The sequence below is a fragment of the Bacillus sp. LK2 genome (assembly GCF_001043575.1).
GTDB lineage: Bacteria > Bacillota > Bacilli > Bacillales > Bacillaceae_G > Bacillus_A > Bacillus_A paramycoides.
Genome location: NZ_LDUK01000021.1, coordinates 99,003 through 112,879 on the forward strand (window position 1 = coordinate 99,003; position 13,877 = coordinate 112,879).

10 protein-coding genes are annotated in these 13,877 nt (G+C 36.9%); all 10 read right to left on the minus strand.

The window, feature by feature from the left end:
* Positions 1-54: 54 nt before the first annotated feature.
* Complete coding sequence (gene spoVE / locus VK90_RS15395) at positions 55-1,146, minus strand: stage V sporulation protein E (RefSeq protein WP_048374003.1); 1,092 nt, start codon at positions 1,144-1,146, stop codon at positions 55-57.
* Between the two features lie 90 nt (positions 1,147-1,236).
* Positions 1,237-2,589: a UDP-N-acetylmuramoyl-L-alanine--D-glutamate ligase gene (murD, locus tag VK90_RS15400; RefSeq protein WP_048374006.1), complete on the minus strand. Its 1,353-nt coding sequence runs from the start codon at positions 2,587-2,589 to the stop codon at positions 1,237-1,239.
* Positions 2,590-3,564: a phospho-N-acetylmuramoyl-pentapeptide-transferase gene (mraY, locus tag VK90_RS15405; protein WP_025147782.1), complete on the minus strand. Its 975-nt coding sequence runs from the start codon at positions 3,562-3,564 to the stop codon at positions 2,590-2,592.
* 22 nt (positions 3,565-3,586) lie between these two features.
* Complete coding sequence (murE, locus tag VK90_RS15410) at positions 3,587-5,062, minus strand: UDP-N-acetylmuramoyl-L-alanyl-D-glutamate--2,6-diaminopimelate ligase (protein ID WP_048374007.1); 1,476 nt, start codon at positions 5,060-5,062, stop codon at positions 3,587-3,589.
* 211 nt (positions 5,063-5,273) lie between these two features.
* On the minus strand, positions 5,274-7,190 hold the full coding sequence (locus VK90_RS15415) for a stage V sporulation protein D (RefSeq protein ID WP_048374008.1): 1,917 nt from the start codon (positions 7,188-7,190) through the stop codon (positions 5,274-5,276).
* An 81-nt stretch (positions 7,191-7,271) separates the two neighbouring features.
* Positions 7,272-9,419 (minus strand): penicillin-binding protein, encoded by a 2,148-nt coding sequence (locus VK90_RS15420; protein ID WP_082147939.1) that lies wholly within the window; start codon positions 9,417-9,419, stop codon positions 7,272-7,274.
* A gap of 22 nt (positions 9,420-9,441) precedes the next feature.
* Positions 9,442-9,804 (minus strand): cell division protein FtsL, encoded by a 363-nt coding sequence (ftsL, locus tag VK90_RS15425; protein WP_002173164.1) that lies wholly within the window; start codon positions 9,802-9,804, stop codon positions 9,442-9,444.
* A 15-nt stretch (positions 9,805-9,819) separates the two neighbouring features.
* Positions 9,820-10,752 (minus strand): 16S rRNA (cytosine(1402)-N(4))-methyltransferase RsmH, encoded by a 933-nt coding sequence (gene rsmH, locus VK90_RS15430; RefSeq protein ID WP_002173165.1) that lies wholly within the window; start codon positions 10,750-10,752, stop codon positions 9,820-9,822.
* A 368-nt stretch (positions 10,753-11,120) separates the two neighbouring features.
* Positions 11,121-12,737 (minus strand): bacillithiol biosynthesis cysteine-adding enzyme BshC, encoded by a 1,617-nt coding sequence (gene bshC / locus VK90_RS15435; RefSeq protein WP_048374010.1) that lies wholly within the window; start codon positions 12,735-12,737, stop codon positions 11,121-11,123.
* Between the two features lie 79 nt (positions 12,738-12,816).
* On the minus strand, positions 12,817-13,698 hold the full coding sequence (panE, locus tag VK90_RS15440) for a 2-dehydropantoate 2-reductase (protein ID WP_048374011.1): 882 nt from the start codon (positions 13,696-13,698) through the stop codon (positions 12,817-12,819).
* Positions 13,699-13,877 lie beyond the last annotated feature (179 nt).

Here is a 13,877-nt window from a genome sequence, read left to right on the forward strand (position 1 = left end):
TATACATATTGTATTTTCACACACATACGAAAAACCCTGTCTTATAAACAGGGTTTAATAGCGAGAATGGCGACTTATATTCAATAATACACCTACTGCCATTAACATTAAGGTCAAACTTGATCCACCATAACTTAAAAACGGCAAAGTAATACCCGTAACAGGCATTAGTCCTGTTACAACACCAACATTAATCATTACTTGAATCGCAATCATCGCCACAATACCTACTGCTAAAAACGTACCATATAAATCTGGCGCTCCTAATGCTATACGAATCCCGCGCCATAGTAATAGACTAAATAATAATAACACAAATGAACCGCCAATAAAACCTAATTCCTCGGATAAGATTGCAAATATAAAATCTGTTTGTGGTTCAGGCAAATAAAGAAATTTTTGTCTACTTTGTCCAAGTCCAAGCCCAAATAAACCACCAGGTCCAATTGCGAGTAACGATTGGATAATTTGAAATCCGCTTCCAAGCGGATCTGACCATGGATCTAAATAAGATGTAATCCGCTTCATTCGATAGGGTGCCGATGCAATTAACCCTACAAACCCTGCTACACCAAGCAAACCAAACATTGCAAAGTGAAAGACCCTCGCTCCCGAAACAAAAATCATAATAATACATGTCCCAACCATTACTGTTCCCGTACCAAGGTCTGGTTGTAACATAATTATCCCGAAAGCAAGAAATACAAAACTAAGAGCTGGTAGTAAACCACGTTTAAAAGATGTAATTAATTTTTGTCGTTCCGCTAAAAATTTTGCTAAGAAAATAATCATCGCAAACTTCATAAATTCTGACGGCTGAATGGAAAATGCCCCGATTCCAATCCAACTTCGTGCCCCACCACGAACAAGACCTACTCCAGGGATAAGAACGAGAATAAGTAGAATGAAGCAAACTAGCAAAATTACTTTTGAATAAGTACGCCACACCCAATAATCAATTTTCATTATAAAAAACATAGCCACTACACCAAGACCTGCAAACAGCAATTGTCTTTTTGCAAAAAAGAATGAATCCCCCATTTTATAAGAGGCCCAAACCGCACTCGCACTATAAACCATAATCATTCCGATTGTTAACAACGCAAGTGTAACGATGATGAGAATAAAATCAGGCGTTTTCTTCATTACCCATGAACACCACCTCTTTGGGCAGAACCTTTTGCCCTATGTAACAAAACATCAGTAGGTGTTAGCCTACTGATGTTTTGATTTACTTTATATAAGTTTATGCACAGCTTGTATAAAAATGTCTCCTCTTTCTTCAAATGTTTTAAATTGATCCCAGCTTGCACATGCTGGAGAAAGAAGAATTACATCGCCATCTGTAGAATGAGCATAAGCTTTCACTACTGCTTCATCTAAAGTATCGACACTTTCAATTACATCTAATCCCGCTTTTTCTGCCGCTCTTACTAATTTAGGTGCAGTTTGTCCAAATGTTACAATCGCCTTTACATTTTTGAAATACGGAATTAAATCATCAAATTCATTTCCACGATCAAGCCCGCCTGCTAATAACACAATCGGTTGTGTAAACGCAGATAAAGCTTTCTCAGTCGCTAACATATTCGTTGCTTTTGAGTCATTATAAAACTTACGTTTATTAATAGTTGTTACATATTCTAAACGATGTTTTACGCCTGTAAAACGTTTTAATACAGCAATAATTGCTTCATTAGAAACACCTAGTAATTTAGCAATACTCATTGCCGCTAAAATATTTTCTAAATTATGCTTACCAGGTAAAACGATATCACTTACTTCAACAACTTTTTCACCTTTAAAATAAAGAGCGTTATCTTTTATACACGCACCATCTTCAATTTCTTTCGTTGTCGAGAATAGTATTTTTTGACCTTTACTATAAGCAGATAAAGCCATCACATCTGCATCATCTGCATTAATTACACTATAATCTGTTTCAGTTTGGTTTTTGAAAATATTTGCTTTCGCTAAACCATACTCTTTCTTCGTCCCATGATAATCTAAGTGAGCCTCAAATAAATTTAAAAAGGCTGCAATTTTTGGTTGGAACGATTCTACTCCCATCAATTGGAACGATGAAAGTTCTGTAACGACAACTTCATTTTCTATCGCGGATTGCGCAACTTCACAAGCTACAGTACCGATATTCCCCGCAATAACTGGGTGCTTTTGTCCTTCTTTCAACATTTCAAACGTTAACATAGTCGTTGTTGTTTTACCGTTAGATCCTGTAATCCCAACAAACGGTGCTGCTGAAATACGATATGCTAATTCAACCTCAGTTACAATTGGAATTTGCTTTTCTTTCGCCGCTACTAATAGTGGATTAGAATATGGAATTCCTGGATTTTTTACGACAAGTGAAATGTTTCTCTCCAGCAATTCTAACGGATGTCCACCACATACAACATCCATTCCTTCCGCTTGTAACTCAGCTGCAAGTACATTACCCGCTAATGGTTTCCCATCATTTACAATGACGTTTGCCCCTAATTTTTTTAATAAAGTAGCTGCTGCATAACCACTTTTAGCAATACCTAATACAAGAACATTTTTATTTTGATATTCAGTTACAGTTTTCAATTACATCCACACCCCGATATAAATTCCTAGCACAGCTAATAAAAATCCTACAGACCAAAACGTCACAACAACGCGCCACTCTGACCAACCACATAATTCATAATGGTGATGTAATGGACTCATTTTAAAGACACGCTTTCCTGTTGTTTTGAACGAAATAACTTGGATAATAACAGATAAAGTCTCCATTACGAATACGCCGCCAATAATAACAAGTAGCAATTCTTGTTTTAACAAAATCGCTACAGCTGCAATTGCACCACCTAAAGCTAGAGAACCCGTATCCCCCATAAATACTTTCGCTGGATTCGCATTGAATACTAAAAAGCCAAGTACAGCTCCTACAACTGCCATACAGAAAATCGCTACCCCAAATTGTTCTTGAGCTACAGCAATAATACTAAATGCTCCGAATGCAATAGCAGCTGTCCCTGATAATAAACCATCTAAACCATCTGTTAAGTTAACCGCATTCGATCCACCAATAAGCATAAATAATACAAGAACAAAATATGCCCAGCCCAGTTCGAATTTAACATCAGTTCCAGGAATCATGATATACGTGTGAAATGCTTGCCCTTTTCCAATTAAAAAGAACGCAATAGCAATTACAAGTTGACCAATCAATTTTTGTTTTGATGTTAAACCAAGATTTCTTTTCTTAACTACTTTTATGTAGTCATCTAAAAATCCGATTAACCCGTACCCGAATGTAACTAATAATAACAATGATACTTCTGCACCTAAATGATTAAATTTAATCGCCATAATAAGCGTAGTCACCATCATAGATACATATATGACAATACCACCCATCGTTGGTGTTCCTGATTTCTTTTGGTGTGACTTCGGTCCTTCGTCACGAATACTCTGTCCGAACTTTAACTTTCTTAAAAATGGAATAAATAATGGCGAAAGGGCAACCGAAATTAAGAATGCTACCCCAGCCGTTACTAATAAACCTTGTTCAAGCACATGTAGTCCTCCTCTCATGCTGTTACTCTTCGTTGTTTAAACGCTCCGTGATTGCTTCTTTAGCGACTTCACGATCGTCAAAATGATGAACTTCTTTACCAATAATTTGATACGTTTCATGCCCTTTACCAGCAATAATAATAATATCTTCTGCTTTCACTTTCGAAATCGCATAGCGTATCGCTTCTTTCCGATCAACAATTACTTCATAATTATTCCCTTTTGCACCGTCTATCATATCATCTAAAATAGCCACTGGATCTTCACTTCTTGGATTGTCTGATGTGTAGATTGCGTGAGTTGCATATTTTGTTGCGACACTTGCCATCACCGGTCTTTTCGTCCGATCTCTATCACCACCGCAACCAACAATACAATATACATCACCTTTTGCGAACTGTTTCGCAGTTTTCAGTACGTTCTCCAGGCTATCCGGTGTATGTGCATAATCGACAATAACTGTATAATTCTGTCCGCCATCAACAACTTCAAAACGGCCAGGAACTCCAGCTAGCTTTTTAATTACATCAATAATTGTTTGTAAGTTCACGCCTGAAACAAGCCCCGCTGCTGTAGCAGCTAATACATTGTATACGTTGAACTTACCAATTAATTTCATCGTAACATTTACACTTTCATAAGGTGTTACAAGTGTAAATGTCGTGCCACCGCTCGTCATAACGATATCTTTTGCCATAATATCACTCGAAACCTCTATACCGTATGTAACGACCGTAGCTGCTGTACTTCTCATATACTCTTCCGTGACTGGATCATCGCTGTTTAATATAGCGTACTTTTCACGATTATGATTATAACTATTGCCAAGCTGTGCAAAAAGCAATCCCTTCGCATGTTTATATTCTTCCATCGTATTATGATAGTCTAAATGATCTTGTGTTAAATTCGTAAATACTGCAACATCATAATCACATCCGTGTACACGACCAAGATCTAAAGCATGAGACGAAACTTCCATTACTGTGCTATCCACACCTTGTTCAACCATTTTTGAAAACGTCTGTTGAAGTGTTAGTGCATCTGGTGTTGTATTTTTCACCTCAAATGTTTCATCACCGATTTTCATATTAATCGTTCCAATTAGCCCTGTTTTATGACCATGTGCGCGCATAATTTCATCCATAATATGCGATGTTGTTGTCTTTCCATTTGTACCTGTAATACCGATTAAATGTAACTTGTGTGTTGGTTGGCCATAAAAGTAATCAGCTAAAACCGCTAACGAACGAAAAGTATTTTTCACAAGTACAACTGGAACGTCAACATCAATTGGTCTTTCCGCAACAATAGCAGCCGCTCCTTGTGCGGCTGCTTGCTTAGCAAAGTCATGGCTATCAACCGTATATCCTTTCATACATACAAATAAGCTTCCCTCTCTCACTTTACGTGAATCAGCTTCAATAGATGTTATTTCTGGATTTTCTTTTGGAACAACTGGAAAATCATGCAAACATGATACAAGTGTATGCAACTTCATTTCACTAAACCCTCTCTACATTGTTTATTTATCTCTTATTTTAAGTAAGTAACACGTTACCTCCTAGTTATATAAAAACTGGAGGTAAGTGCTACTACAGTCTAATAAATAGACTTGTTTATTATCGAGACACTTTTCGTCTCAAATAAAGCAACTCTTCTAAAAAGAACTCACTTCCACCAATTGTACCATAAAACACAATCGGTTACCTTTAATTCCCGAAGTAAATTCTAATTTTCGAACCTTCTTTAACTTTCGCTCCAGCTTCTGGTGATTGTTTAATTACTTTCTCTCCATCACCACTTATATCAAGCTTCAAATCGACAAGTTGTGTTTGTAAATCTTTCTTCTTCATACCAATTAAATTTGGAACTTCCACAGTTGGTGTATCGCCCCATTTATATTCTTTCTCAACTTGCTCTTTTCTCGGCTCCACTCCCATAACAGGAAGTGCATCTCGAAGAATATTCCCAACAATTGGAGCCGCAACAACTCCACCAAATTGAGTGACTCCTTTCGGATTATCAACAGCAACGTAAACAACAATTTGTGGATCATCTGCTGGAGCAAAACCGATAAAAGATACAATATAGTTATTATCTAAATATTTTCCATCTTTCACCTTTTGAGCAGTTCCGGTTTTTCCACCTACACGATATCCATCAATATAAGCACCTTTACCGGACCCTTTCGCTACAACATTCTCTAATGCATAACGAACTTTCTCTGAAGTTTCCTTGGAAATAACTTTTCTTTTCGCAACAGGCGTTTTTTTGCTGACAACTTGATTATTCTTCGGGTCAATAAATTCCTTCGCTATATATGGTTGATACAAAGTTCCACCATTTACAGCAGCCGCTACTGCCGCTACTTGTTGAATTGGTGTAACCGAAACACCTTGCCCGAATGAAGTCGTTGCTTGCTCGACTGGACCAACTTTATCTAAGTTAAATAAAATCCCGCTACCTTCACCTTGCAAGTCAATTCCGGTCTTCTGTCCAAATCCGAAATTGCGAATGTATTTAAACAATCGGTCTTTACCAAGACGATCACCGAGTTCAATAAATCCCGGGTTACAAGAGTTTTGAACTACCTCTAAAAACGTTTGGCTACCATGACCTCCAGCTTTCCAACATCGCAACCTAGCTCCACCAACTTCAGCTGCTCCATCATCATAAAACGTATCTTTCTCTAAGTCTACTAAATTTTCATTCAAGGCTGCGGCTAATGTAATAATCTTAAATGTTGACCCAGGCTCATACGTACTCCATACAGGTAAGTTTCTGTTATATACTTCCGGAGAAACACTTTGAAAGTCTGCTGGATCAAAACTTGGTCGACTTGACATACCTAAAATTTCACCATTTTTCGGATTCATCGCAATTGCTATCATACCGTCTGGATTATACGTCGATTCCGCAATATTCATTTCTCTTTCCATAATCCTTGTAATGCGTGAATCAATTGTTAATCCTAAATTCAAGCCGGCTTCTGGTTTTTTAAAATCATCACCAACGTTAGGCATTCTCTGCCCTTTCGCATCTGCAAAAAATCGCACATGACCTTTATCACCATTTAGCTCTTTGTCATAATATTTCTCTAGTCCCATAAGCCCTTGATTATCACTGCCCGCAAATCCTAATACGTGTGATAAAAAGTTACCAAATGGATAGTACCGGATAGAATCCTCTGCGATATAAACACCCTTTAAGCTTAACCCTCGTACTTCTTTCGCTTTATCATGCGATATTTTCCTTCCGCCTTTATCAAGCCTTACAATCGACTCTTTTTTTGTAATCCGCTTATAAATATCATCTTTTTCCACACCTAATACTGCAGCTAACTTCTCTGCAGTCTCTGCTGGTTTTTCAATTTGCCTCGGCACAACAAAGACGGTCGGTGCACTTTTATTCGTAGCAAGCTCCACACCATTTCGATCTAAAATTTTCCCTCGCTCTGGTTCAAAAGTAATATTACGACTCCATGAATCTTTCGCACGATCCGTTAACATATTCCCAAGAAAAAATTGCACATATCCAAGACGAATATCGATGATGGTGAAAACGAGTATTCCCGATATAAGTATAAAAATAAGTCGTTTTCTAACTGTTACATTTGATACACGCATATTGGAACAAGCCTCCCTTACGCCTAGCTTGTTCCAATATATGCTTGTACTTATTTAATTAGAACTTCTTCCCTATTACCATTATGGCTTTTCTGCTTCTTGCTGCGGCTCAAGTGGTGGTACGAGTGTTACACCTAATTCTGTACCAGGTTGTAACAATGTTCCTTCCGCCACACTTTGTTCCGTTACATACCCTGTACCAGAAGGTTTTAAGTTAAGCTTTAATGTTTTTGCTAAATTCATAACATCACGCAGTGCCCATCCCTGTATATTTGGCATTGTAGGCTTATCTCCTACTAAGAAGACTCGATCACCCTTCAATGTTTGTTCAGTCGCTTTTGGCACTTGTTGCTGCACTTTCCCTTCACCTAATACGATTGGACGAAGTTTTGCTTTATCAATTGCTTTTTTCGCTTCTTCCATCGTTTTTCCGGTTACATCTGGAACGACAGTTTGTTGCTCTTTCACATATTTTTTCGGATCTTTTACTTCATTTGGCTTAATCTTTAAATACTCTAAACTATTTTTCGTTACATATTTAAAGATATCAGCTAAAGGTTGAGCCCCGTTTTCATCATCTTTTAATTTCGGCTGTTTAACGGCCAAATACACAACAAGTTGCGGATCGTCCATCGGTGCCATACCTAGGAATGAGAATATATAATTCTCTCTTCCTGTCATATAGCCACCTTTTCCGTCAGGAATTTGTGCTGTACCTGTTTTACCACCGACTGAATACCCATCAACTTTATATGCAGTTCCTGTTCCTTTCGGTGATGTAACAACACGTTCTAGTAATTGCCTTACTTGCGCTGCTGTCTCTTTTGAAACAGGTTTTCCTACTTCTTCTGGTTTATGCTCTAACTGTACTTTACCTGTTATTGGATCCACAATTTTATCAATTGTATAAGGTTTCATCATTTTCCCATCATTCGCAATCGCTGTTGCAGCTTGCACGAGTTGGATTGGTGTCACTGTAGAACCTTGTCCAAACGCTGTTGTTACTTGCTGTATTTGTTGATCAAATAAAATTGTATTTGACCCTTCACCAGGTAAATCAATATTCGTTTTTTCGTCTAATCCAAAACTATGAATATATTTTCGGAAACGTTCTGGACCAAGTTTTTGATCGCCTAAAATCGCAAACGCTACGTTTGAAGAACGCTCTACCCCTTCATCAAATGTGATAGAGCCCCATCCAGCGCCGCCATTATGATCTTTTATTTTGCGATTACCCACTTGATATGTACCAGACTGATAAAAGTCTTGTCCCTTATACACACCTTCATTAATAGCTGCCGCTAATGTGAAAATTTTCATTGTTGATCCAGGTTCAAATGCATTTGCAATTGCATCATTAAAATAATAATCAATATTACGTTGATTTGGATCGTAACTAGGTTTACTAGACATCGCTAATATTTTTCCCGTTTTCGGATCCGCAACAATTCCTATTAAACTTTTTGGATCATAATGTTTACTCGCTTCTTTCATTGCGTCTTCTAAATAACTTTGAATACGTTGATCAAGCGTTAAATATACGTTATCTCCATTTTTAGGTGCCTTTACATTCACTTTTCCACCGTCAAGAGATACTCCTTTACGATCGCCTGTATAGGCTACCTCACCATTAGAGGCACCTAAATACTTGTCCAAACTCTTCTCTAAGCCAAATTGACCTACTGAGATTCCGTGTTCATCCGGTTTCGCATGACCTATGACGTAAGATGCGAAATCTCCATTTGGATACACTCTCGCATTTTCCGTAATAAAAGAAATCCCCGGCAATTTCAATGCTTCTATTTGTTCTTTCTGTTCTTTCGTCAAGTCCTTGCCTAACGCTCCAAATTCCACTTGACTTTTATCTTTATTTAAAGCGGCTAAAATCTGATCTTCGCCTTTTCCGAGTACTCCAGCGATTTTCTTTGCAGTGTCTTCTTTATTCTCAACAGGTTTAGCACCTTTTAATTCCGCTACAATTTTATAGGAATTTGCATCTTGCGCTAACACATGGCCATTTTGATCATAAATTGTTCCTCGATTCGCTTCGAGAACTCCTTTTTTACTATGTTTTTGCTCAGCAAGTTTCTTTAAATCATGATCATCCACTGTTCCTGTTACTTGTATGTAAAAAAATCGGGCTAATAACAGCAAAAAGAGCAGGAGGAAAAATATCATAAAATAACCTGCTCCTTTATTGGTATGAAATTTGGTCATATTTCTCTTCATCTTTTCTTCACACCTACTTGCCTTACTTCAGGCCCTTCACATTATTCGCATTAATTTCTAGCCCGTGTTTTTTTGCAACTTCAGCAATACGTTCATAACGACTTAACTTCTCCACTTCAGCCTGCAATTCTTGATTTTCTTTTTGTTGCTTCACAATCTGTTCTTCTATCGTCGCTGCTTCTACATTAACTTGATAAAGACCCGCTTTATTGCCAATAAAAGCTACACAGGCATATATTAAAAAGCCAATAAACGCTACATACAACAGCTTTTCGATTCTTGTAATTTTCGCTTTTACCTTTGGCTTAACCATCTGCTGTGGTGGCGTTTGAATTTGTACCTCTTCTTGCGCTTGTTGTTTGTACTTAACAGCTAAATTAGTCATACCTCTCTCTCCTTTTTATCTTTTTTCAGCGATTCTCAACTTCGCAGAACGCGCTCGATTATTTTCTTCTAATTCAATATCAGAAGGTAAAATCGGTTTTCTTGTAATAAGTTTTAATTTCGGCTTAAATTCATCTGGGATTATCGGTAGTCCTGGTGGTAATTGCGGTGTTGTACTATTTCGCTTAAACGTCGTTTTACAAATACGATCTTCTAAAGAATGGAATGTTATAACACTAACTCTTCCACCAGGCTTGACCATCTCAATTGCAGATTCCAACGCTTCTTCAAATACTTTTAATTCATCATTTACAGCGATACGAATCGCCTGGAATACTCGCTTCGCAGGATGTCCACCTGTTCTACGGGCCGGAGCTGGAATACCTTCTTTAATTAATTCCACTAACTCTCCTGTCGTTTCAATCGCTTTATTCTCGCGATACGCTTCAATCTTCCTTGCGATTTGCTTTGAAAATTTCTCTTCACCGTACTGGAAGAAAATTCTTACGAGTTGTTCATATGACCAGCTGTTCACAACATCATATGCTGTTAATGGGGCATCTTGATCCATCCGCATATCTAACGGCGCATCATGATGGTAACTAAAACCACGCTCTGGTGTATCTAATTGTGGGGATGAAACACCTAAATCGAATAAAATCCCGTCTACTTCTGTGATACCTAATTCATGTAGTTTTTCAGATAAATAACGGAAATTGCTCTTCACTGTTACAAATTGTTCACCATAAGAAGAAAACTTTTCCTTCGCATTTTGAATCGCTATTTCATCTTGATCAAACGCTATTAATTTTCCGCCATCAGTTAGCTGAGATAATAAATAAGAACTATGTCCTCCTCCACCCAGTGTACAATCTACATATGTACCACCCGGCTTTATATCTAAGCCATCTACTGTTTCTTTTAAAAGTACTGTTACGTGTTTAAACATTGTTGCACCTACTCTTTTTCCAATTAGTTATGTTGAATGCATCTCTTCCTCTAAACGCATATTTTACTATTAGAGAACGAAATGCTACTAAAAAACGACTCATTTAACTTGCCAACAAAGGCAGCATACTATACAAATCGCTATTTTATTTTATTATATACTAAATTTTATCATCTTTTGCGGGAATTTAAACAAAAACCTGTCGAAAAAGATAATAATCCGTTTACATTTTGTGCTATTTTGTCATATATATAAATCTGCTCCATAGCGATTCCGTACATTAATATAAGAGTGACAATTCAGAAAAAATTCACTTCACAGTTAATTCAACAGAATAAAAATAAAATCCTGCTCCAAAGAGCAAGATTCTATAGTTTTATTACATGATGTTTTCCATCCCACGAAAAGGATTGTTTCATTACTCGGTCAACAAAATCAAGACCAAACTGATTTAAATAATAACATACATTCCACACGCGTTCTTGCGGTGCCCCTAACGGACGAAGCGCAAATTGTATACGGCGGAATTTATTTAACTGAACCTCATGTTTCTTCTCAACATTTCTTTTCAACATTCTTTCTAATAGTTCAATTTGTTCATTAATTTTCAGTTCATTTTTTCCTGCAAACGCACTTAATCCTGGGTCTATTTTCTTCACAAATTGCTGTAATGATGTATGAATATCAATGATTTCTTTTTTCGCCTCTATAAAACAATCATCAATCGGTTCCTCTATTTGATTAGACAACCAGTTTTCACGCAGTTTATCTACATTATTAAAAAACGGATCACTTTCTTGCAAATCTAAATCGTATAAATCTGTCGCAATATCTCGCTCCATATAAGTAACTGTAAGACGCGGAACAACAGGCGGCATTTGGAAACCGACTGTATGGAACACTTGTTGCAATTCACTCCAATAAGCTAACTCCCCTGGCCCGCCAATAAACGCTAACGTAGGAAACATATACTCTTGCATAAGAGGGCGTGTGACAACGTTATTACTAAAACGCTCTGGACTTCTTTCCATCTCTTCCATCAATTCTTCATAAGAAAATGAATGTACTCCATCTTTTCCAACAAACTTCCCTTGATCCTCTTCAAGCAATACTCGCTCATTATCAATTTCCATGAATATATGCACCGCGTTAGACTTCGTTTCAATAATCGGTTTAAATCCTAGTTCCTTAATTACTTCCTGTTGATTATGAAGTCCTACTTGAATTTCTTTATATTTACTTATAATTTGTTGTAAGAACGGCACTTCTAATTTTCTTAATGCAGGATGATGTGAATCTACAAGAATTAAACCAGAATTCGCGAACAATTTCATAATAAGGTAAGCAAAGAAATCTACATACGTATTCGATTTATTCAAAGCATCATCAATAAATTGTAATACATCCTTTGTAAAATTAGTTTCTGGATATGTTTTAAAAATCTCCTCAATCCATTTTCTACAGTCTTCAATAGAAAGCTCAGACTCAGAAGCACTCGCCTTTTTCGGATGACGATCATGAAAAATAGTCTTTTTTATTTTTTTATTTTTCGTTACGAAAGTGTGATTAATCTCATCCATGTCATGGTCTTCACCAGCAATCCAAAAGACAGGAACAACTCGAACCCCTAAGCTCTCTTCTTTTTCTTTCGCAAGCTGTAAAATTGAAATAATTTTATGCACTGTATAAAGCGGTCCCGTTAATAACCCCGCTTGTTGTCCAGCTATAACTACATATGTATTTTCATCTTCAAGCGCTTTTATATTTTGAATTGTAAATTCTCCGGCTTGTAATTGTGTATTATATTCTAATAAATGCGTTACTAAATCTTGACGGAAAAACTTTCTCTCGCGCAAATCATGTATACGCTGTTTAAAAGCATCTTCTGTTAACATATAGTCAAAACATGACTGTATCTCTTTTTTACCGTTCATATAGTCCGCTACAACTCCTTGTAGTGGAACAGAGATTTCTTTTATCTCCATATAATTCTTCCTTTCGTATCCTGTTCTCTCACCAACCCACATTGTAGTCAATGTTTCACGTAAAAGCAAAGAATAACACTTATGCTTCCATTCCTTTTATTGCCTTGAACAGAAATTGTAGTGTCGGAACTGATTGTTGTTGTTCCTTAGCTTCTTCTAATACATATCCAATAATTGCATTAACTTCCGTTGGTCTATTCGCTCTTACATCCGCTAACATAGATGATGTATTATGAGATGTTCTTTCACATACCCGGCGTACCAGTTGCCATACCGTTTCTTTCTCTTCTTCTTTAAGAAGGAATGCAACTTCCTGAAATACTTGCTCCATCATTTGATAAAAATAAGGATTTGAAATTAACTCTCCATTTTGAACCTGCAATAATGCCGTCAATGGATTAATGCACACATTGACTACTAATTTATTGCGCATAATCCCCTTCCAATCATCTTCTATCTGAATCGGAAAATAATCAAAAGGAAAACAATTAAATACCTTTTTAAAACAACTAGATTGACCGCGCACTACACCAAATTTTGTAACACCTATTCCAGTATGATGAACTGTATGTCCATCCTCTTTTTTTGCACCATGCTCCACAATCCCGACCGCTATACGTTCATTCCTTAATTTTTCCATAACATGAAGGTGGGACATTCCATTTTGTAAAAAGATTAATGACGATTCTCCCTGCATAAAAGGTAATATGTCAGTTATGTGATATTGCTTTACAGCAATAAATGTATAATCTAACTTTTTATTCAGCATACTTTCTATCGGTAAAATAGACGGAAACACTGTTTCACGTTCTCCATTCCTAATACAAGTTACACCCGTTAAGCTTAATTCCTCCGCTTGCTTAGCGGTCCTTGTAAACAACGTAACATCTTGATTGCTTTTTTGTAAATAAAATGCATATAGGAGACCAATAGCCCCCGGTCCAACAATTCCAATTTTCATCTTTACACAAGGAACTCATAATAGTAATTTACATAAGTTTCCTTGTCCCCCCCCCTTTACATCTTACTAAATTACAATAACATAGTTGAGGATTCAATTATCTTGTAACTAATGCAACCTCTTCTTTCACTATGTATATACTACTTATATACATAGTTCTACTCTTAGTTTAGCAAATC

Coding starts and splice junctions, on each gene's coding strand:
- murE (WP_048374007.1), bottom strand. CDS start 5,062: ATGAAGTTGCATACACTTGTATCATGTTTGCATGATTTTCCAGTTGTT.
- VK90_RS15420 (WP_082147939.1), bottom strand. CDS start 9,419: ATGAAGAGAAATATGACCAAATTTCATACCAATAAAGGAGCAGGTTAT.
- ftsL (WP_002173164.1), bottom strand. CDS start 9,804: ATGACTAATTTAGCTGTTAAGTACAAACAACAAGCGCAAGAAGAGGTA.
- rsmH (WP_002173165.1), bottom strand. CDS start 10,752: ATGTTTAAACACGTAACAGTACTTTTAAAAGAAACAGTAGATGGCTTA.
- bshC (WP_048374010.1), bottom strand. CDS start 12,737: ATGGAGATAAAAGAAATCTCTGTTCCACTACAAGGAGTTGTAGCGGAC.
- spoVE (WP_048374003.1), bottom strand. CDS start 1,146: ATGAAGAAAACGCCTGATTTTATTCTCATCATCGTTACACTTGCGTTG.
- VK90_RS15415 (WP_048374008.1), bottom strand. CDS start 7,190: ATGCGTGTATCAAATGTAACAGTTAGAAAACGACTTATTTTTATACTT.
- panE (WP_048374011.1), bottom strand. CDS start 13,698: ATGAAAATTGGAATTGTTGGACCGGGGGCTATTGGTCTCCTATATGCA.